General features: G+C 60.4%; 19 protein-coding genes. 9 read left to right on the top strand and 10 right to left on the bottom strand.

The window, feature by feature from the left end; all coding sequences use genetic code 11:
- Positions 1–107 precede the first annotated feature (107 nt).
- The 3 genes from V8J63_RS15930 to V8J63_RS15920 all read right to left on the bottom strand — a co-directional run bounded on the left by V8J63_RS15930 (position 108) and on the right by V8J63_RS15920 (position 2,489).
- On the bottom strand, positions 108–1,121 hold the full coding sequence (locus V8J63_RS15930; protein ID WP_016771899.1) for an AI-2E family transporter: 1,014 nt from the start codon (positions 1,119–1,121) through the stop codon (positions 108–110).
- Positions 1,122–1,325: 204 nt separating this feature from the next.
- A complete protein-coding gene (locus tag V8J63_RS15925) occupies positions 1,326–1,631 on the bottom strand; it encodes a PsiF family protein (protein ID WP_016771900.1) in 306 nt (101 codons plus the stop codon).
- 63 nt (positions 1,632–1,694) lie between these two features.
- On the bottom strand, positions 1,695–2,489 hold the full coding sequence (locus V8J63_RS15920; protein WP_336353956.1) for an AraC family transcriptional regulator: 795 nt from the start codon (positions 2,487–2,489) through the stop codon (positions 1,695–1,697).
- Positions 2,490–2,585: 96 nt separating this feature from the next.
- Between V8J63_RS15920 and V8J63_RS15915 the strand changes: the two genes are divergently transcribed.
- The gene (locus V8J63_RS15915; RefSeq protein WP_336464312.1) at positions 2,586–3,473 is read left to right on the top strand and encodes a DMT family transporter; all 888 of its coding nucleotides are present in this window, start codon (positions 2,586–2,588) and stop codon (positions 3,471–3,473) included.
- Positions 3,474–3,569: 96 nt separating this feature from the next.
- On the opposite strand, the gene V8J63_RS15910 is transcribed toward V8J63_RS15915, so the two are convergent.
- Positions 3,570–4,448, bottom strand: a complete 879-nt coding sequence (locus tag V8J63_RS15910; RefSeq protein ID WP_336464311.1) for an esterase/lipase family protein — start codon at positions 4,446–4,448, stop codon at positions 3,570–3,572.
- A 254-nt stretch (positions 4,449–4,702) separates the two neighbouring features.
- Between V8J63_RS15910 and V8J63_RS15905 the strand changes: the two genes are divergently transcribed.
- Positions 4,703–5,233, top strand: coding sequence for a ferritin-like domain-containing protein (locus V8J63_RS15905; protein ID WP_016771904.1), 531 nt, complete (start codon positions 4,703–4,705; stop codon positions 5,231–5,233).
- A 119-nt stretch (positions 5,234–5,352) separates the two neighbouring features.
- On the opposite strand, the gene V8J63_RS15900 is transcribed toward V8J63_RS15905, so the two are convergent.
- Positions 5,353–7,428 carry an AsmA family protein gene (locus tag V8J63_RS15900; protein WP_130888328.1) on the bottom strand — a complete coding sequence of 692 codons (2,076 nt, stop codon included), beginning with the start codon at positions 7,426–7,428 and terminating at the stop codon, positions 5,353–5,355.
- 384 nt (positions 7,429–7,812) lie between these two features.
- On the opposite strand from V8J63_RS15900, the gene V8J63_RS15895 reads away from it, so the two are divergent.
- From V8J63_RS15895 to V8J63_RS15865, 7 genes are all read left to right on the top strand, one after another.
- Positions 7,813–8,235 (top strand): hypothetical protein, encoded by a 423-nt coding sequence (locus V8J63_RS15895; RefSeq protein WP_016771905.1) that lies wholly within the window; start codon positions 7,813–7,815, stop codon positions 8,233–8,235.
- 154 nt (positions 8,236–8,389) lie between these two features.
- Positions 8,390–9,022: a TetR family transcriptional regulator gene (locus tag V8J63_RS15890; RefSeq protein ID WP_016771906.1), complete on the top strand. Its 633-nt coding sequence runs from the start codon at positions 8,390–8,392 to the stop codon at positions 9,020–9,022.
- Between the two features lie 299 nt (positions 9,023–9,321).
- Positions 9,322–9,822, top strand: coding sequence for an urease accessory protein UreE (gene ureE, locus V8J63_RS15885; RefSeq protein WP_016771908.1), 501 nt, complete (start codon positions 9,322–9,324; stop codon positions 9,820–9,822).
- Positions 9,819–10,493, top strand: a complete 675-nt coding sequence (locus V8J63_RS15880; RefSeq protein ID WP_125926257.1) for an urease accessory protein UreF — start codon at positions 9,819–9,821, stop codon at positions 10,491–10,493. Before ureE ends, V8J63_RS15880 begins: the two co-directional genes overlap by 4 nt.
- Before the next feature lie 23 nt (positions 10,494–10,516).
- Positions 10,517–11,131, top strand: a complete 615-nt coding sequence (gene ureG, locus V8J63_RS15875) for an urease accessory protein UreG (RefSeq protein ID WP_016771910.1) — start codon at positions 10,517–10,519, stop codon at positions 11,129–11,131.
- Between the two features lie 27 nt (positions 11,132–11,158).
- The gene (locus V8J63_RS15870) at positions 11,159–11,731 is read left to right on the top strand and encodes a HupE/UreJ family protein (protein WP_016771911.1); all 573 of its coding nucleotides are present in this window, start codon (positions 11,159–11,161) and stop codon (positions 11,729–11,731) included.
- A 179-nt stretch (positions 11,732–11,910) separates the two neighbouring features.
- The gene (locus V8J63_RS15865; RefSeq protein ID WP_125926258.1) at positions 11,911–13,044 is read left to right on the top strand and encodes an AGE family epimerase/isomerase; all 1,134 of its coding nucleotides are present in this window, start codon (positions 11,911–11,913) and stop codon (positions 13,042–13,044) included.
- A 64-nt stretch (positions 13,045–13,108) separates the two neighbouring features.
- On the opposite strand, the gene V8J63_RS15860 is transcribed toward V8J63_RS15865, so the two are convergent.
- The 5 genes from V8J63_RS15860 to livM form a co-directional block, all read right to left on the bottom strand.
- A complete protein-coding gene (locus V8J63_RS15860) occupies positions 13,109–14,014 on the bottom strand; it encodes a cation diffusion facilitator family transporter (RefSeq protein ID WP_125926259.1) in 906 nt (301 codons plus the stop codon).
- 177 nt (positions 14,015–14,191) lie between these two features.
- A complete protein-coding gene (locus tag V8J63_RS15855) occupies positions 14,192–14,956 on the bottom strand; it encodes an SDR family oxidoreductase (protein ID WP_336464310.1) in 765 nt (254 codons plus the stop codon).
- Between the two features lie 745 nt (positions 14,957–15,701).
- Positions 15,702–16,418: an ABC transporter ATP-binding protein gene (locus V8J63_RS15850; protein WP_076565449.1), complete on the bottom strand. Its 717-nt coding sequence runs from the start codon at positions 16,416–16,418 to the stop codon at positions 15,702–15,704.
- Complete coding sequence (locus V8J63_RS15845; protein ID WP_336464309.1) at positions 16,415–17,287, bottom strand: ABC transporter ATP-binding protein; 873 nt, start codon at positions 17,285–17,287, stop codon at positions 16,415–16,417. Before V8J63_RS15845 ends, V8J63_RS15850 begins: the two co-directional genes overlap by 4 nt.
- Positions 17,284–18,585: a high-affinity branched-chain amino acid ABC transporter permease LivM gene (gene livM, locus V8J63_RS15840; protein ID WP_016771917.1), complete on the bottom strand. Its 1,302-nt coding sequence runs from the start codon at positions 18,583–18,585 to the stop codon at positions 17,284–17,286. The genes V8J63_RS15845 and livM overlap by 4 nt, the downstream gene beginning before the upstream one ends.
- Position 18,586 lies beyond the last annotated feature (1 nt).

Here is an 18,586-nt window from a genome sequence, read left to right as displayed (position 1 = left end):
GGGCCGCGAAGCGGCCCCGCTCCTGAGCTTGAAAGCAGGGGCCTGCTGCGCAGGCCAACGGGGATAAATCCCCTCGCCACAGATGCATTCAATTCAGTTGCCTGGCCTTAGACCATCCCGCCCAGCTTCAACTCACTCTTCAGATACGCGTAATAAATCGGCCCCGCCACCACCCCCGGCAAACCGAACGCGGCTTCGAACACCAGCATCGCCAGAAGCAACTCCCACGACTTGGCACTGATCTGCCCGCCGACGATGCGCGCGTTGAGGAAGTATTCGAGCTTGTGGATAACGATCAGGTAGCCCAGCGCGGCGATCGCCACCCAGATCGACAGCGACAGGCCGACGATGGTGATCAGCGTGTTCGACATCAGGTTGCCGATCACCGGCAGCAGGCCGAGCAGGAAGGTCAGCACGATCAGGGTTTTGGTCAGCGGCAGCTTGATGCCGAACATCGGCAGGATCACCGCGAGGAAGATCCCGGTGAACACGGTGTTGAGCAGGGAAATCTTGATCTGCGCGAAGACGATATTGCGAAACGCCTGCACCAGCAGATGCAAACGGTCGAACAAAGCGGCGGCCAGCGGCTTGCGCTTGGTCACGTCGGGGATGCGCTGCAAGGCGATGATCGCGCCGAGCACCATGCCGATCAGCAGGGTGACGAACATGTGCGCAGCGTCCTTACCGACCAGTTGCAGGTCGGCCAGATGCTTGCTCGCCCACTCGCCGATCGCCACGCGAAATTCCGCCGCGCTGGCCGGCAGGTAAGCGTCGATGAACGGCGGCAACTGTCCGCGCGCGCGATCGACCACGCCCATGAATTTATCGAGCGAGGCGCCGGGGTTTTCCGCTTCATGCAGGAGGAAACTGATGGCGCCGGCGAAGATCAGCGCCAGCGCACTTACTACCAGCGTGCCGAGCAGCGCCACCGCCAACCAGCGCGCACGCCGCCCTTCGATCAGCCGTTGCAGTTGCGGGGTGAGCATGTTCACCAGCTCGAACACCAGCAACCCGGCCAGCAGGCTCGGCAGCAGGCGCAGCGGCAGCACCAGCAGCAAACCGCCAAAAATGATGATGCAACTGACCCAGAACACAACATGACGCTGAGAAAACGTTGGCATACAGCCTCAAAACGAACGGCGTGAAAGGATGGGCAGTCTGCCAGCGATCCGGGGTTAGCACTAGGGATATGCGGGGCGTGGGATTTGCGGTGCATTCAGCGACGCTTTCGCGAGCAGGCTCGCTCCCACAGGGGAATGCATTTCAAATGTGGGAGCGAGCCTGCTCGCGAAGAGGCCGGCAAGCTCACCACATTATTTACCGCTTCACTTTTTCTTCAGACACTCACTCATGAACGCCTTGCGCGCATCACCGGTCAGCGCTTTGGTTTTCGCATCGGCATTGCAGGTGGTCATCTTCTGCTGCTGCGGGGTCAGCTCCTTGCCATCGTTGGCCGCTGGTGCCGCTTTCAGGCAGGTGCTCATGAACGCCTTGCGCTCGTCGCCCTTCAGGCTCTTGGCGGTCGCATCGGCATTGCAGGTGGTCATCTTGTTCTGTTGCGCCGTGGCGGCGAAACCCTGGGAACACACAAGCAGCCCGATCATCAACAACGGCACACGCAACATCTTCATGGAGTTTTCTCCTTGTTGCCGCACCGATGGATGCGGCCTCTGTCGCAGTGTAGTCAAAGCTTGTTACACCTTCCTGCCCTCGAGGTGGCTGCGCCGATACTGCTCCGGCGTGCAACCGGCCTGGCGGGCGAACATGGCGATGAAGGCCGAGCCGCTGCTGTAGCCGAGGTCGAAAGCGATTTCCTGCACCGAACGCGAGGTTTCCAGCGCCTCGATCGCCGCCAGATAACGCAAGCGCTGACGCCACTCGCCAAAGCTCATGCCCAGCTCGCGGACAAACTGCCGGGCCAGGGTGCGCTCGCTGACATGCACTTGCGCGGCCCAATGCGCCAACGGTTGGTTGTCGCCCGGCGCGGCCTGCAAGGCGTCGAGAATCGTCAGTAAGCCCGGGCTGCTCGCATACGGCAGGTAACATTCCTGCACCGGTGCCTGTTGCAGTTGATCGACCAATACCTGGGCCAGACGCTGATCGGCCTCATGCTCCGGAATCTTCACATCGCGGGCAGCGAAGTCCTTGAGAATCGCCTTGAGAATGTCACTGATCGCCAAGGTGCAGGCCCGCGCCGGCAATCGTGTGCAAACGCTTGGATCAAGACACACCGCGCGGTAGTTGACCGGCTGATGGCTGTAGAAACTGTGCTCGACCTCGGGCGGCACCCACACCGCGTACTGCGGCGGCGACATGAAGCGGCTGCCGTCGACATCCATGTGCAACACGCCATGGGCCGCGTATTCCAGCGTGCCCCAAGGATGGCGATGCGGCGCGGCATATTCGTGGGCATTGAAATCGGCGTAGCGGAAATACACCACTGACGGCAGTTCGCTGAAATCGAGCAGATCGATGTGTTTGCTGTTCATGCTGTCCGGATGCAGAGGCAGGTTGTCCGGTTCGCAGTATAGGCCTGCATCCAGACAGGCGATAATCGCGCTTCATCAACGTTCTGGTTTTGTCCCATGCAATACGCGTTTCCCCTGCTGGCGATCTTCATCTGGGCCGGCAACACCGTGATCAACAAACTGGCGGTCGGGGCGATCTTCCCCGCCGAGATCGGTTTCTATCGCTGGCTACTGGCCGGCGTGCTGTTCACGCCATTCATGCTCACGAAAGTCATCGCCCACTGGCCGCAGATTCGGCCGAACCTGAGGCGGATTTTCGTCCTCGGCGTGCTCGGCATGGCGGTGTATCAGAGCCTCGCCTATTTCGCCGCAACACTGACCACCGCGACCAACATGGGCATCATCCTGTCGTTGATGCCATTGATGTCGCTGGCCATGGCGATCATCAGCCTCGGCCAGCGCCTGACGGCTGGTGCGCTGGTCGGTGCGGTGCTGTCGTTCGCTGGCGTGCTGGTGGTGGTGTCATCCGGCAGCCTCGGAGCGCTGCTGCAACACGGGGTCAATCTGGGCGATGCGATGATGCTGATCGCCACGCTGGCCTACGCCGTTTACAGCACGCTGCTGAAAAAGTGGCAACTGCGCCTGCCGCCACTGGTGCTGCTGTACTTGCAGGTGCTGGTGGCGATTGTGGTGTTGTTTCCATTGTTCGCTGCTTCGCCAAAGACCGGGCTGAACCTGCAGAACGTGCCGCTGGTGCTGTATGCATGCCTGCTGGCCTCGATGGTCGCGCCGCTGGCGTGGATGCAGGCGGTGCAGCGACTGGGGCCGAGCCGGACGACGCTGTTTTTCAATCTGCTGCCATTGATTACCGCGCTGATTGCGGCGGTGGTGTTGAAGGAACAGTTGGCGATGTATCACCTGGTGGGTGGGTTGCTGACCTTGGCTGGGGTGGTTTTGTCGGAGCGCTGGACCACGGTGCTGGGCCCGCGGGTCGGCGTTGCCTGATAAGGCCCCTTCGCGAGCAGGCTCGCTCCCACGTTGACATGCAGACACCTGTGGGAGCGAGCCTGCTCGCGAAGAACGATGACGCGGTCTGTTTGGCTATAACCCTGCAGCCTCCAGCCGCGCCGCATGCTCGACAAACAGCCTTACCGGATCTGCGCCTTTGCCCACCAGTCCCAGCGACTGATTGACGATGTCGAAATGATCCAGCGGATAGTCATCACCGATCACCGTGCCCAGATGCGAGCTGTAACGGCCGACCATGCCATCGCACTGCCCCGGCTCGCGAACGAAGGTCCTGGCAAACAAGCGACAACTGCGGTTGGTGCCGTCAAGAAGATTGCCGCCACGATCGGTCTTGCCCGGTTGCAGCGTCCCTGACCAGGAGTAATAGCGCACACCGTTGACCTCTTCCGGCCCCTGCCCTCCCCAGACCTCCGGTAGCCCTTGTGGATAACGCTGATTGAATATTGCAACGCCCGCCGTCGTCAGCGATTGGTGGGAAGCGTGGATATCCACCGGCAGTTTCGGCCCGTGGTAACCCGTGTCGAGCAATGCCATGACCCAGCCGATCAGGCGCAGCAACGCTTCGAGCAAGCGCCCCTTGGCGCTGTTGGCGGGATAGTGCTTTTCCAGATAATCGGCCAACTCCGAACCATGATTAGGCCCGGCCACCGATGTTACCGAGGCGACCAGATCCGGGCGCTTCGCCGCCGCATACCGTGCGGTCAACGCGCCCTGACTGTGACCGAACAGGTTGACCTTCTGCGCCTCTGTCTCGCGAAGGATCTCCTCGATCCGCATCAACAATTGCTCGCCGCGCACTTCCGTGGAATTGAGTGGCGAAACCTGCACAGCAACCACCGTCGCACCACCACGGCGCAAGGCCTTGATGATGCCGAACCAATACGGATAAAGCACCAGCCGGACAAAGCCGAGCATACCCGGCACCAGCACCAGTGGATAACGTGTCGACATGGGGTACATCCTTGTGCGCGGTGGGTGGAGGCCAGACGTGCAAGACGCTCGCCAAGCATCCACCTCGACGATGACAACTCAACGATAAGCCTATTCCAGCTCTGACCCTGCCGACATCGCAGTCCTCAGCAGTTCCTGAACCGAGTCCGGCGTAAATCGCATAAAACTTTTCGCTTCGCTCAAGACTCACACCCACAGTAGCGACCGCGTCTTCAGAACGTGGCGCCCATCGGATTAGCCTCCAGGAGAATGAAATGAGTGACGTGCATTTGTCTGATGTTCAAACCCTGCGCGAACGCGCGCGGCAACACGTGGAAAACGGCGCGGTCACCGAGGGCTACAACGCCAACCGTGAGGAAATACTGCGTTTGCTCAATGAGTCGCTGGCCACCGAACTGGTGTGCACCTTGCGCTACAAGCGTCATTACTTCATGGCTAACGGCCTGAAAGCTAACGTCGCCGCTGACGAATTCCTCGAACACGCCAACCAGGAAGCCGAGCACGCCGATCGCCTCGCCGAGCGGATCGTGCAACTGGGCGGTGAGCCTGAGTTCAACCCTGACCTGCTGAGCAAGATGTCCCACGCGCAATACGTGGCCGGCAACACGCTCAAGGAAATGGTTTACGAAGATCTGGTGGCCGAGCGCATCGCCATCGACAGCTACCGCGAAATCATCCAGTACATCGGTGACAAGGACCCGACCACCCGCCGCATCTTCGAAGACATCCTCGCACAGGAAGAAGAACACGCCGACGACATGGCGGATATCCTTAACGATCTGTAATCCCGTCACACCGCTTTCGCGAGCAGGCTCGCTCCCACACTGGAACGTATTTCAATTGAAGGAATGCGTTCGAATGTGGGAGCGAGCCTGCTCGCGAAGGCGCCCTCAGAGACGCCGCATTACTTGCTGGGTTTAACGGTCACCGGCGCCTTGCCCTGCTTCATCTGCTCCAGTAACGGCGCACATTGATTCGGTTCGCCACCGCTAGGCGCCACCAGCGCCAGCAATCCCGCCGCCGGTGCGGCTATCACGCCCAGCGCAACCATCCCCGCGCCACGCAGCATCAACGGCACGGCTTTGACACCGGCATCCGGTTTGATGAACTTGCCGCGCACATACAGCGGCGAGCGCAGGGAGATCAGACGCCAGCCTTTCGACTCAGGGGTCACGGTCAGATCGAGTTGTTCAGTGGCCATGTTCGCCGTGCCATCGATGTAGATGATTGCGTTCTCGGTATCGAAGACAAACAGCCGTGTGGTCGCCAAGCCGGTCTTGATGTCGAAATCCGCCGCCGCGCAGTTGATCTTCACTTCCTTGTCGCCAAAGATCTTGCCGACCACGTAGTTGCCGACGTTGAGCCCGGCCAGTTCCATCAGCTCGCGGCTGATCGCGCCGTCATTGATCAACATCTTCAGATTGCCGTTGGCGCCACCGAGGAGCTTGGCCACGGAGTTGCCCCGGCCACTGATGTCGGCATCGCCATTGAGCTCACCGAAACTGGTTTTCATCGGCTCGAAAGTGGGGAACAGCTCTTTGAGTTTGAATTTGCGTGCGGTCAACCGCGCCCGGCCTTCCAGCGGCTCGGTGCGGCCATTGAGGCGGATCAGCGCATCCAGGGTGCCGCCGGCGACGCCAAAGCGCAGCGGTTCCAGGCTGAGTTCGCCGTCGTTGAGTTTCAGATGGGTATAGAGGTCGTTGAACGGCAGCTTCTCGCTGTGAACGATGCGCTTGCCGGTGAACTCGACATCCGCGTCCATGGCGCGCCAGCGATCAGTCTTAAACTCTTCGACCGGCAGGACTTTGTCTGCCGGCTGCTTGCTCGCGCCGCCACGGGCCTTTTGCTCGGTGTTGGAATCAGCGCCGATCAACGGTGCAAGGTCGGCGAACAGCAGCTGATTGGAGAGCAACGCACCCGTGAGTTTCGGCCGTGGCTGGCTGGCCACGTAGGTCAAGTCGCCGTGAATATCGCTGTCGCCGATCTTGCCGTTGAATTTCTCATAAGTGAATTTCGCCCCGGCCTCGTCATGCAGCTTGGCGATCAGGTGGCCGTCGGTGGAATACGGTGGGGTGTCCGGCAGGGTCACGCCGGTCAGCGGGTAAAGATTGCCGAGGCTGTCGCCAGCGAGCTTCAAACGCAGGTCGAGGGCGCCGAGATTCAGCGGGTCAGTCAGGGTGCCGGCCAGTTCGATACGGGTGTCGCCGATCTTCGCCTGGGCCTGCAACGGGAACGGCTTGCTGGCGTCCTGCAAGGCCAGCAGCCCGCCGATCTTGCCCTGACCGGTGAGGTTCTGCGCGTGGTATTGGCCTTTGACCTTGAGTGCAAAGGCATAGTCCTGCGGTGCGCCGCCCTTGTCCTGAGCGGTTTTCGCCGCTTTTTCGCCGACAATCTCGCTGAAGGGAATCGGCTTGCCGAGCGGGTCGATCAGCACATCGAGGTTGGTCTTCAGGGTCTGGTCGTCGAGGGTCACGTGGCCCTTGTCGAAACCGATCGCGCCGATATCGACCACCCAGCTCGACGGCTCGGCGTTCGGGTCCTTGGGATCGAATTTGAACGTCCAATTGGCGCGGCCATCGGCCAGACGTTGCAGTTCGGCATTCGGCTCGGTCAGGTCGATACGCGGAATCACCACGCGCTGGGCCAGCAGGGCCAGCGGCGAAATGCGCAGTTCGACGCGTTTGAGCGTGACCATCTGCGGCTGCTTCGACCAGTCAGGATTACCCAGGCTCAGATCCTCGGCGACCACGTGCGGCCAAGGCACCCAAGAGCGCCAGCCGCCTTCTTCCGGCTCGCGCTGCCAGATCACCGCGAGGTTGCCATTGATGGCAAACGCCCGGTGCAGTTCTTCCGAAACTTTGGCGTTGATCGTGGGTTTGATCCGGTTCCAGTCGAAAAACGCGATGATCAGAATCAAGGCTGCCAGCAGCAGCGCGAGGATGGCGAAGGTCCAGCTGAAGATTTTTCCAGTGCGCGTCATGCACAAAGCTCCTGATCACGACCGCACGCCGAACATCCCGACGCACAGCTGAAACGGCAGACCGAAGCGGCCCCTATGCAGTCTGTGACTGGCGAAAGGCCCGCAGGTTTAATTGAAAGGCAGTTTAAGCCATAAAAAGCCCGGCAAAACTGACCGATCGGTCGAGCAGTGTTACCGCCGCCCGCACTTTTACGAGGCGCGAGTGAGTCGAAAATACCCACGACGGTGCAAAACCGTCGCCCGCAAAGGCCCGATCTAGAGCCTTCGCGCCGAACAATCAATTCTGTTGATTATTACCATTGCGTTTATGAACTTTTATATCGACTTATCGAGAGTAGCATTGCCCTCGTACCCACTTTATCGCCCTCCCAAGGAGCCACTATCATGAAACGCCAATTACTGCTCAGCCTTACCCTGTCGATGCTAGCCAGCACTGCTTTCGCCCTGCCCGCTGCCGATCAGGCCACTCCGCAAGTCAAAGACAGCCACTCGGTGTTCAGCCAGACTCTCGCTGAAGACGGCTACGACAAAACCCCACAAGGCCAGACTCTGGCTGAAGACGGCTATGACAAAACCCCACAAGGTCAGACTCTGGCTGAAAACGGTCGCAACCGCCTCCAAGAAAAAGGTCTGGTTGAAGATGGCTATGACAAGACGCCACAAGGCCAGGCTGTAGCCGAAAACGGCCGCAATCGTCTCGAAGAAAAAGGTCTGGTGGAAGACGGCTACGACAAGACTCCACAAGGTCAAGCCCTCGCCGAAGGTGGTGGTGACCGTGTGATCGAACGCAACAGCGCCGTGAGCTGAGCCTATGACGGCCCAGCGAAAAAGCCCAATCAGCGGATTGGGCTTTTGACTTTTCAGCTTCTGTGAATCCCTCGCTGCATGACTCCCCGTTCGACGCCGACAAAGCCTATTTGCTAGAGTGCGGCGCTTGTCCTGCCGAAGAACACACCCTGCGATGCTGCCCCGCGCCGAACAGAAACAACAGACCCGCAACGCACTGATGGACGCTGCCCGCCACCTGATGGAAAGCGGCCGAGGATTCGGCAGCCTGAGCCTGCGCGAAGTGAGCAAGACCGCCGGCATCGTGCCCACCGGTTTCTACCGGCACTTCGCCGATATGGACGAGTTGGGGCTGGTGCTGGTCAGTGAAGTCGGCCAGACCTTCCGCGAGACCATCCGCCTGGTGCGCCACAATGAATTCGTCATGGGCGGCATCATCGACGCTTCGGTGCGCATCTTCCTTGATGTGGTCAACGCCAACCGCTCGCAATTCCTGTTTCTCGCCCGCGAACAATACGGCGGCTCGCTGCCGGTACGTCAGGCAATCGGACGCCTGCGGGAGAACATCAGCGCCGACCTCGCGGCGGACCTGGCGCTGATGCCCAAGCTGCAACATCTGGATCTGGCCGGCCTCAGCGTGATGGCCGACCTGATCGTCAAATCGGTGTTCGCCACCCTCCCAGACATCATCGACCCACCCGCCGAGGCCTTGCCGGAGCACCTGACCCCGCAGGCGAAGATCACCCAGCAACTGCGCTTCATCTTCATCGGCCTCAAGCACTGGCAAGGGCTGGGCAGTACCGAGTAATCCCTTGTCTATCTGACACAGCGCAAAGCCCCCGTGGGAGCGAGCCTGCTCGCGAAAGCGCTGGGTCAGCTGAATACATCTGTCTGACACGGCGCATTCGCGAGCAGGCTCGCTCCCACATTGAACATCCGTCATGGCCTCGCTTTGGTGCATGACAAATCCTTCATGCACCAAAACCTTCCAGAATCGCCGCGCCTGTTGAAAGATCAGGCACGCGCCGACAGCTATTTCCTACAGATCGCCCGATTGGCGCGGCGCTTGCTCTAGCCCAATCAACGTTCATTGCTGGAAGCTTTCCGATGCTGGTGATTCATCGCAGAATCGACCCTCAACCCGTCTGGGCCGCCGAGCTGCACCTGACCTTCGAAGCGCGCAGCAAAAGCCGTTTGCGCTGTTTCAGTGCCGAAGGCGAAGACGTCGGGTTGTTTTTGGAGCGCGGCCAGCCACCGCTGTATGACGGCGAATGTCTGCAGGCCGAAGACGGCCGTGTCGTGCGCGTCTGCGCCCGTCCCGAACAACTGCTCCACGTCACGTGCGCCAATGCGTTCGAACTGACGCGCGCGGCCTATCACCTCGGCAACCGCCATGTCGCCCTGCAAGTCGGCGATGGCTGGCTGCGCCTGCTCGACGATTACGTGCTCAAAGCGATGCTCGAACAGCTCGGCGCCCGGGTCGAGGCTATCGAAGCGCCGTTCCAGCCGGAACACGGCGCTTACGGCGGCGGCCATCATCATTCCCGCCACGGTGACGAAGACTTCAACTACGCGCCAAAACTTCACCAGTTCGGCGTGCGCCTGTGAATCCGGCCTGGGCGCTGCTGCGTCTGGCCAGTCCGCAATTGCCGATTGGCGGCTACAGCTATTCCCAGGGTCTGGAAATGGCGGTGGATAACGGCCGGGTCCACAACCCTGACGCCGCCCGCCGCTGGATCAGCGATCAACTGCTGCTCAATCTCGCCCGCTTCGAAGCGCCGCTGCTGTTGGCGCATTGCCAAGCCGCAGCAGATGAAAACTGGGCCGAGCTACGACAACTCTGCGAGAGCCACCGCGCCAGTCGCGAAACCCGCGAGTTGCATCTGGAGAGCCGGCAGATGGGTTACTCCTTGCAGCAGTTGTTGAACGGCTTGCCGGAACTCGACGAGCCTGCCCGCGACTTTCTTGACCAGACCACAGAACCGCACCTGGCCTTGTGCTGGGCGCTGGCAGCACGCGCCTGGAGCATCAGCCCGCAGGACGCTCTTGCCGCGTGGCTGTGGAGCTGGCTGGAAAACCAGCTCGCCGTGTTGATGAAAACCCTGCCGTTGGGCCAGCAAGCCGCCCAGCGCCTGACCAGCGAACTGCTGCCGCTGCTGCAACAGGCGCAGCACGATGCAACCCGCATAAATCCCGAACATATCGGCAGCGCCGCGTTTGGCCTGTCCCTGGCGTGCATGGCCCACGAGCGCCAGTACAGCCGTCTCTTCCGCTCTTAGGGCTGTTTATTTTGGAGAATGAAATGGATACACAACCTCTGCGCGTCGGCATCGGCGGCCCGGTCGGTTCCGGCAAGACCGCGCTGACCCTGGCCCTGTGCCTGGCCCTGCGCGAGCGTTACAACCTCGCCGTGGTCACCAACGACATCTACACCCGCGAAGACGCCGATTTCCTGGTGCGCAACGAAGCCCTCGCGCCGGAGCGGATCATCGGCGTGGAAACCGGCGGCTGCCCGCACACGGCGATCCGTGAAGACGCCTCGATCAACCTCGAAGCGGTCGATCAACTGAACCGTCGTTTTCCCGGGCTGGATCTGATTCTGGTGGAGTCCGGCGGCGACAACCTCTCGGCGACCTTCAGCCCGGAGCTGTCCGACCTGACCATCTACGTGATCGACGTCTCCGCCGGCGACAAGCTGCCGCGCAAGGGCGGCCCGGGGATCTGCAAGTCCGACCTGCTGGTGATCAACAAGATCGACCTCGCGCCACTGGTGGGCGCCTCGCTGGAAATGATGGACAGCGACACGAAACGCATGCGCAACGGCAAGCCGTTCGTGTTCAGCAACCAGAAAACCGGTCAGGGCCTCGAAGAAATCATCGCCTTCATCGAACGTCAGGGCCTGCTGACCGCCGCCTGATCCACTTATCCACAAGGAAGCTTATCCATGACACTCAAACGCATTCTTGGCGCTCTGGCGTTGCTGCTGACACCGGCACTGGCGTTCGCTCACCCGGGCCATGGCGACAGTGGCCTCGTCGCGGGCATCAGCCACCCGATCGGCGGGCTCGACCACTTGCTGGCAATGCTCGCCGTCGGTTTGTGGGCGGCGCAGCAACAAGGCGCGGCGCGCTGGGCGCTGCCGTGCACTTTTGTCGGCACCATGTTGCTCGGAGGTTTGCTCGGTTTTGAAGGGCTGGAGTTGCCGGCGCTGGAGAGCGGGATAGCCGCCTCGGTATTGGCGCTGGGCCTGGCCGTGGCACTGGCGGTACGTCCGCCACTGGTGATGGCGGTGGCCGCGACGGCGCTGTTTGCGCTGTTCCATGGCGTGGCGCATGGGCTGGAGTTGCCGGACATGAGCAGTCCGTGGGCGTATGCGGCCGGGTTTGTCGCGGCGACAGCGGTTTTGCATGCGCTCGGTTATGGCGTGGTGCGAGTTCTTCCGCAGGCAGCGGCGCCGCTGGTGCGGTTGGCGGGTGCGGCTTCGGCGGCGACTGGCGTCTGGTTGTTGGCAGGCTGATTTTTAGCGCCTGCACTGGCCTCTTCGCGAGCAGGCTCGCTCCCACAGGTTTTGTGTACGCTGCAAATCCACTGTGGGAGTGAGCCTGCTCGCGAAGACGGCCTGACAGACACCGCCTCTCTCAAGCGGTGCTCTCTGCTACCATGTCGCGCAATCGCCCAAGCCCGTGACGCCCGCCCATGCCCCACGCTTCCCGCTCCACCGCCCTGCCCGAATTGACCGCCCTGTTTGGCCAAGTGCAGCAGCACTTCCTCGACGTGATCGTGCCGCTGTGGCAAGGCCCGGGCTGGAATGCCGACATGGCGTTGCCCTATGAGGCGCTGGACGCTACACACCAGCCGTTGCCAGCGCAACGCTATCGGGCGATGGCCTGCGCACGGCAGCTGTATCTGTTCTCCAGCCTGATCGGGGTTGTGGATAACGCCGAAGTCCGCGCCGCCGCGCTGTTCCGTTCCCTGCAACGGCACTTCCATGATGCCGAGCACGGCGGCTGGTTTTACAGCATCGACGCACAGGGCAAGCCGCTGGACCAGCGCAAGGATCTCTACACCCACGCCTTCATCCTCTTTGCCTGCGCGCATTATTGGGACAAGTCCCGGGATTCGCTGGCCGAATCGACACTCAACGCCGCGCTGGAAATCATCGGCCGCCGATTCGCCACCGGCGACGGTTTGTACGAAGCCTGCCTTGAGCGTGATTGGCTCACCCTGCAAACCGGCCCACTGCAAAATCCACTGATGCACTTGGCCGAAGCCTTCCTCGCCACTCTGACGGTGCGCGAAGACCCGCAGACGCAGAAGGCCCTGCTTGAGTTATGCACAGCCATGCACAAGCAATTCGTCGATCCGCAATATGGCGTATTGATGGAGAAGCCACTGGGGGCTGTGGATAACTGGTACGAACCGGGGCACCAGTTCGAATGGTATTTCCTGCTCGAATCGTCGGCGTTGTTGCGCGATTCGAAACTGCATCGGGCGCTGGATCGGGCATTTGCCTTTACCGAGCAGTACGGCGTGCTGGAGTCCTGCGGCGCGGTGCGGGCGATGCTCGATCTGGATGGCAATGGACGGCCGAGGGATTCGACCCAGCGCATCTGGGCTCAGGCCGAATACCTGCGCGCGCTGACCTTGCGGGCGGACAGCGAAGCGGTAGTACTGCGCCAGTTGCAGGCGTTGCAGCAGCGGTTTCTGCATGCCGGCGGCTGGCATGAGTGTCGGGATGAAAATGGGGAGGTCAGCCGCAAGGACATGCCTTCGACTACGCCTTATCATTTGGCGACTTGCTATCACGGTTTGGCTGAATATCTGCGTTGACCTGTGCAAAGCAGGATTTTGGGGCTAGAGGGTTACTGTGTTCTCAGCAGACATCCGGGTCAGATCAGGCAATCCACTTCTTGTCCCCGGTGAAGCTGATCGTCAGCCACCTCGCCGCATCCGGTTCACCCAACTGCGCCGATATCTGCTCACGTAGCGCGTCCAGCTGCGCGACATTGCGCAGCGGATACTCCGCCGGCAACACCACATGAATTTCGATGAACCGCGCCCGACCGTGCTTTTGCACGTAGGACACGTAATCCTCGAAACCATGCTCGACCTTCGCCACCTCCATGACCTGCCTGACCTGCTCATCCAGAGTGTCCGGGGCAATACCCAGCACATCACGCAACGCCGGGCCGAGGATCTTCAACGCCGGGGGCAGCATGGTCAGGGCCAGCACGATGAGGATCAGTGGGTCGACATACACCGCCCACTCGCCATAGCCCTGAGACTTGAGCAGCAGCGCCGCGAGGAAACTGATCAACAGGCCCACAGACAGCATCGCGTCCACCAGCCAACTGATGTTGTCGAACTGGATGAGGCTGGATTTGAGCGTGCGATTACGCCGGCGCACGTAAAAGAAGTAGGCGAACTCGACGACGGTAAACACCGCCGCATAGACGATCACCAGACCCAACTCGATATCACGACCACCATTGATGATGCCGAACACGCCGTTGAGAAAGGCGTAGATGGCGATCAACAGCAGGAAGCTGCCCTCGATCAGCAACACCATCGGTTCCAGATGCCAGAAGCCGAACTGGAAACGCTGATTGCTTTGCTTGGCGATCAGCCGGGCGGTGATCAGCATCAGGATTTTGATGAATGTCGCGATCAGCGAAAAAAAGCCATCGAACAGGATGGATTGCGAACCTGAAACAAAACCGGTGACGATCCCGGCAATCGACACCGCCAGCATCAGCAGCGTCGACTGTTTGAGCAGTGCCTGCTCACCTCGGTTACTCACTTGAACTCCTCATGAAACCTTGCACACCGCCGAATGCAGTGGGCTGGTTGAGTGCGGAGTTTAGCTTATCGTCCTGTTTTGCCTGTGCCGGCCTTTTCGCGAGCAGGCTCGCTCCCACAGTTTGAAATGCATTCTCCTGTGGGAGCAAGCCTGCTCGCGAATGGCCTCAGCGCGGTATCAAGCCTTGTTACGCTCGATGGCAAACCCGGCCCAGGTCTGGCTCACCGGCATCAGTTCCAGGCTGTTGATGTTGATGTGCGCCGGGGTGTTCATCACCCAGAAAATCGTCTCGGCGATGTCCTGCGGCTGGATCGGCTCGGCGCCGGCGTAGGTGGCGTTGTAGCGTTCCTGATCACCGGCAAAACGCACCAGCGAGAACTCGCTTTCGCACAAGCCGGGCTCGATATTGCTGACCCGCACGCCAGTGCCCTGCAGGTCGCAACGCAGGTTCAGCGAGAACTGTTTGACGAAGGCTTTGCTCGCGCCGTACACGTGGCTGCCCGGGTACGGATAGTTGCCGGCGATGGAACCGAGGTTGACGATACCGGCGCCACGGCCGTGGGCGATCAGCCGAGGCAGCAGCAGGCGGGTGGCGTACATCAGGCCTTTGACGTTGGTGTCGACCATGGTGTCCCAGTCATCCAGATCGCACTTCGGCGCCGGGTCGACGCCGAGCGCCAGGCCAGCGTTGTTGATCAGGCCACGGAGTTTGGCAAACGACGGCGGCAGGTTGGCGATTGCCTCCTCCATCGCCTTGCGATCGCGCACATCGAGGACCAGACCATGCACTTCGGTCTGCTTCGACAGTTCTGCGCAGAGGGCATTGAGGCGTTCTTCACGACGGCCGGTCACGACCAGCTTCCAGCCAGCCTCGGCAAAACGCCGGGCACAGGCTTCACCAAAACCGGACGTCGCGCCGGTGATAAACAGGGTGTCGGACATCGTGTTCTCCTTGCTTCGGCCGCCACGGCAGCCCTTGGAATAGAAAATCAGCAGGCAGCATGCCCGCCCTCGCGGATACGGGCAACACTTGCCAGCTGTACAAAAATCAACCAGACCTGCCTAGGCCATAGCCAGCGTGGCCTGTAGCCATGTGCACGCATGTTATCCACAGTCTGCTCCACAGTTTCCGGGGGCAAGTGCAAACGCGCAAAGCCGCGCCACACAAGGCTTTGCGGGCGAAATGGAAAGTTTTTTGCTTGACCGTGAGGCGGGGGATGTGCGGCACAGGGCATTTTGCACGACGGACGGTGCAACCGGGTGATTGCGCGAGGCCAGCAATTACGGCGCTCCGCGAGGTCTTTCCAGAGTTTAGTCACAGACTTATCCACAGGCTTTTACACACAACAGTACCCGACCTGGATTCGCTATAAAAAGGTTGACAATGGCGCCTCGCGCCTGCTTGAAACTGACTGATCAAAAAACAATCACAAGCCTGGAGGCCACGTATTACAAGGCCTGCAACCATATACACCCATGTTATTCACAGCCAGTTCCACAGTAACCGGGGACAAGTCAAAACTGTGGAAAAACAGCCATTTGCAGCGTCTATATGTCGCGCTTTGGCAGCTTGGGGAATTTGTTTTCCACAATTTCGGGAATTAGCCAATTTACCTGTGGTGAATTCCAAAAAATAAAAAAGCCCCGGGACTTTCGTCGCCGGGGCTGTGTACAACCGCGAGAAGAATCAGTGCCCGCCAAGATAGGCGTTACGCACCTCCTCGTTCACCAACAGTTCTTTACCGGTGCCGGTCAGGCGAATCTCGCCGTTGACCATCACATACGCCCGGTCCGACAGCTTCAGCGCATGGTTGGCGTTCTGCTCGACCAGAAAGATGGTCATGCCGGTTTTGGCCAACTCGCGCAGAGTGGCAAAAATCTGCTTCACCACGATCGGTGCCAGGCCCAGGCTCGGTTCATCGAGCAGCAACAGCTTCGGCCGGCTCATCAGCGCACGCGCGATGGCGAGCATCTGCTGTTCACCGCCAGACATGGTCATCGCCCGCTGATTGCGCCGTTCTTCAAGCCGTGGAAACAGCTCGAACATGCGCTGCATGTCCTCTTTGGCGTACTTGTCGCCAATCGGGATGGTACCCATCAGCAGGTTCTCCTCGACGGTCATGTCGGGGAACACCCGCCGCCCTTCCGGTGACTGCGCGATGCCGTTGGAGGCGATGTAGTGCGAGGACTTGTGGGTAATGTCGACGCCCTGATACAGAATCTGCCCGCCCGCCGCCCGTGGCTGGCCGAAGATCGACATCAGCAAGGTCGACTTGCCGGCACCGTTGGAGCCGATCAGGCTGACGGTCTCGCCTTCGTTGATCTGCAGGGAAACGCCTTTGAGCGCCTGGATGGGGCCGTAGAACACGTCCAGATTGCGCAGTTCGAGGATCGGTTGACTCATACCAGCTCCTCTTCGTCGGCGCCCAGATAGGCCGCGATCACTTTCGGATCATTGCGGATCGCTTCCGGCCCGCCTTCGGCGATGACGATGCCGTGGTCAAGAACCACGATGTGATCGGAAATGCTCATGACCATGCCCATGTCGTGTTCGATCAGCACCACGGTCAGATCGTGCTCGTCGCGCAGCAGCCGGATCATCGCGCTGAGCGCTTCGGTTTCCTGAGGATTGAGGCCGGCGGCCGGTTCGTCGAGGCAGATGATCTGCGGCCGCGTGCACATGGCCCGAGCGATCTCCAGACGGCGTTGTTGGCCGTACGAGAGTTCACCGGCGAGACGGTTGGCGCAGTCGACCAGATCGACCACTTCCAGCCAGTAGAACGCGACATCCAGCGCATCGCTCTCGGCCTTGCGATAGCCCTTGGTGTTGAGAATACCGGCGAGCATGTTGCGGTTGACCCACATGTGCTGCGCCACCAGCAGGTTTTCCAGCACCGACATTTCCTTGAACAGGCGAATGTTCTGGAACGTACGGGCGAGACCTGCACGGTTCACCAGGTGAGTACCGCCGAACATCTTGTAGTACATGCGGCTGAGGAAGGATTTCGGCGACACGAAATCGGCCGGTTTGAACGACTCGCCCAGCAACTGGATGACGTTGGTCTGCTGGCCGCGCACATTGAGTTCGATCTTGCCGCCTGTGGCCTTGTAGAAACCGGTCAGGCAGTTGAACACCGTGGTCTTGCCGGCGCCATTGGGTCCGATCAGGGCGAAGATCGAATTGCGTTTGACCTTCAGGCTGACATCGCTCAACGCCTTGATGCCACCGAAATGCATCATCAGTTTTTCAACAGAGAGTACGACTTCACTCATGGCGCAGTCCTCTCGTAGTGAATGGCACCTTTGCGTGGTTTGACCCCGGTGCGGCTGATGCGGATCAGCCCGCGTGGTCGCCAGATCATCATCAACACCATCAGGATGCCGAACAGCAGCACGCGGTATTCAGCGAAGCCGCGCAGCAGTTCCGGAGCGACGGTGAGCACGAATGCGGCGATGACTACGCCAATGGTCGAGCCCATGCCGCCGAGCACGACGATGGCGAGGATCAGCGCCGATTCAAAGAAGGTGAACGAGGTCGGGTTGACGAAGCCTTGATAAGTGGCGAAGAACACCCCGGCCAGACCCGCCGTCGACGCACCGATGGTGAACGCCGAGAGCTTGACCAGCACGTGGTTGAGGCCCATCGAGCGGCAGGCGATTTCATCTTCACGCAGGGCTTCCCAGGCGCGACCGACCGGCATCTTCACCAGCCGATGCTTGACGTACAACACCGCCAGCACCACCAGGAACAGCACTGCGTAGATGAAGTAATACTTCACGTCGGGGTTGTAGGTCAGACCGAAGAACTCATGGAACGGTACTCCGCCATCCTTCGCCCGCTTGCCGAACTCCAGGCCGAAGAACGTCGGCAATGGCGCCGGCATGCCGTTCGGGCCGCCGGTCAGGGACAGCCAGTTGTTCAGCACCAGACGAATGATTTCACCAAAACCCAGGGTCACGATCGCCAGATAGTCACCGTGCAGACGCAACACCGGAAAACCGAGAATGCAGCCGGCCAGGCCTGCGGTGATTGCCGCCAGCGGCAGCACGGTCCAGAAACCCAGACCCAGATATTGATAACCCAAAGCCAGACCGTAGGCACCGATGGCGTAGAACGCCACGTAACCGAGATCGAGCAGCCCGGCCAGACCGACCACGATGTTCAGCCCCAGCCCCAGCAGCACGTAGATCAACCCGAGGATGACCACGCCGAGCAGGTAGGAGTTGGAAACAAACGGCACGATGATCGCCAGCACGATAATCAGCGGGATGATCCAGCGCAGCCGCGATTTGTAGTCCGCCGGCAGCACGTGCACGCCGGAACCGCTGCTCTCGAACCCGTCGAGGATCTTCAGGCCCTTGGGGGTTTGCAGGAACAGGCTGAGGGCAAAGCGACCGGCCATGACGATGGCAATGATCCACGCCACGCGAGTCGCCTCGAGGTTGAAGCTGTAGCCGTCGAGAACCACGCCGACAATCGGCCCGAACACGATCAGCGCAATCAGGCCGGCAAGAATCGCCTCGACCAGACTTTTTTTGATATCGATGGATTTTTCAGTGGTTGCAGACATC

It is taken from the genome of Pseudomonas sp. CCNWLW23, assembly GCF_037095675.1.
Classification (GTDB): Bacteria; Pseudomonadota; Gammaproteobacteria; order Pseudomonadales; family Pseudomonadaceae; genus Aquipseudomonas; species Aquipseudomonas atacamensis.
This window is presented reverse-complemented; position numbering and strand designations above follow the sequence as displayed.

Excerpts from the sequence above, each read along its gene's own strand:
- V8J63_RS15930 (WP_016771899.1), bottom strand. The coding sequence starts at position 1,121 with ATGCCAACGTTTTCTCAGCGTCATGTTGTGTTCTGGGTCAGTTGCATC.
- V8J63_RS15925 (WP_016771900.1), bottom strand. The coding sequence starts at position 1,631 with ATGAAGATGTTGCGTGTGCCGTTGTTGATGATCGGGCTGCTTGTGTGT.
- V8J63_RS15920 (WP_336353956.1), bottom strand. The coding sequence starts at position 2,489 with ATGAACAGCAAACACATCGATCTGCTCGATTTCAGCGAACTGCCGTCA.
- V8J63_RS15915 (WP_336464312.1), top strand. The coding sequence starts at position 2,586 with ATGCAATACGCGTTTCCCCTGCTGGCGATCTTCATCTGGGCCGGCAAC.
- V8J63_RS15910 (WP_336464311.1), bottom strand. The coding sequence starts at position 4,448 with ATGTCGACACGTTATCCACTGGTGCTGGTGCCGGGTATGCTCGGCTTT.
- V8J63_RS15905 (WP_016771904.1), top strand. The coding sequence starts at position 4,703 with ATGAGTGACGTGCATTTGTCTGATGTTCAAACCCTGCGCGAACGCGCG.
- V8J63_RS15900 (WP_130888328.1), bottom strand. The coding sequence starts at position 7,428 with ATGACGCGCACTGGAAAAATCTTCAGCTGGACCTTCGCCATCCTCGCG.
- V8J63_RS15895 (WP_016771905.1), top strand. The coding sequence starts at position 7,813 with ATGAAACGCCAATTACTGCTCAGCCTTACCCTGTCGATGCTAGCCAGC.
- V8J63_RS15890 (WP_016771906.1), top strand. The coding sequence starts at position 8,390 with ATGCTGCCCCGCGCCGAACAGAAACAACAGACCCGCAACGCACTGATG.
- ureE (WP_016771908.1), top strand. The coding sequence starts at position 9,322 with ATGCTGGTGATTCATCGCAGAATCGACCCTCAACCCGTCTGGGCCGCC.
- ureG (WP_016771910.1), top strand. The coding sequence starts at position 10,517 with ATGGATACACAACCTCTGCGCGTCGGCATCGGCGGCCCGGTCGGTTCC.
- V8J63_RS15870 (WP_016771911.1), top strand. The coding sequence starts at position 11,159 with ATGACACTCAAACGCATTCTTGGCGCTCTGGCGTTGCTGCTGACACCG.
- V8J63_RS15865 (WP_125926258.1), top strand. The coding sequence starts at position 11,911 with ATGCCCCACGCTTCCCGCTCCACCGCCCTGCCCGAATTGACCGCCCTG.
- V8J63_RS15855 (WP_336464310.1), bottom strand. The coding sequence starts at position 14,956 with ATGTCCGACACCCTGTTTATCACCGGCGCGACGTCCGGTTTTGGTGAA.
- V8J63_RS15850 (WP_076565449.1), bottom strand. The coding sequence starts at position 16,418 with ATGAGTCAACCGATCCTCGAACTGCGCAATCTGGACGTGTTCTACGGC.
- V8J63_RS15845 (WP_336464309.1), bottom strand. The coding sequence starts at position 17,287 with ATGAGTGAAGTCGTACTCTCTGTTGAAAAACTGATGATGCATTTCGGT.
- livM (WP_016771917.1), bottom strand. The coding sequence starts at position 18,585 with ATGTCTGCAACCACTGAAAAATCCATCGATATCAAAAAAAGTCTGGTC.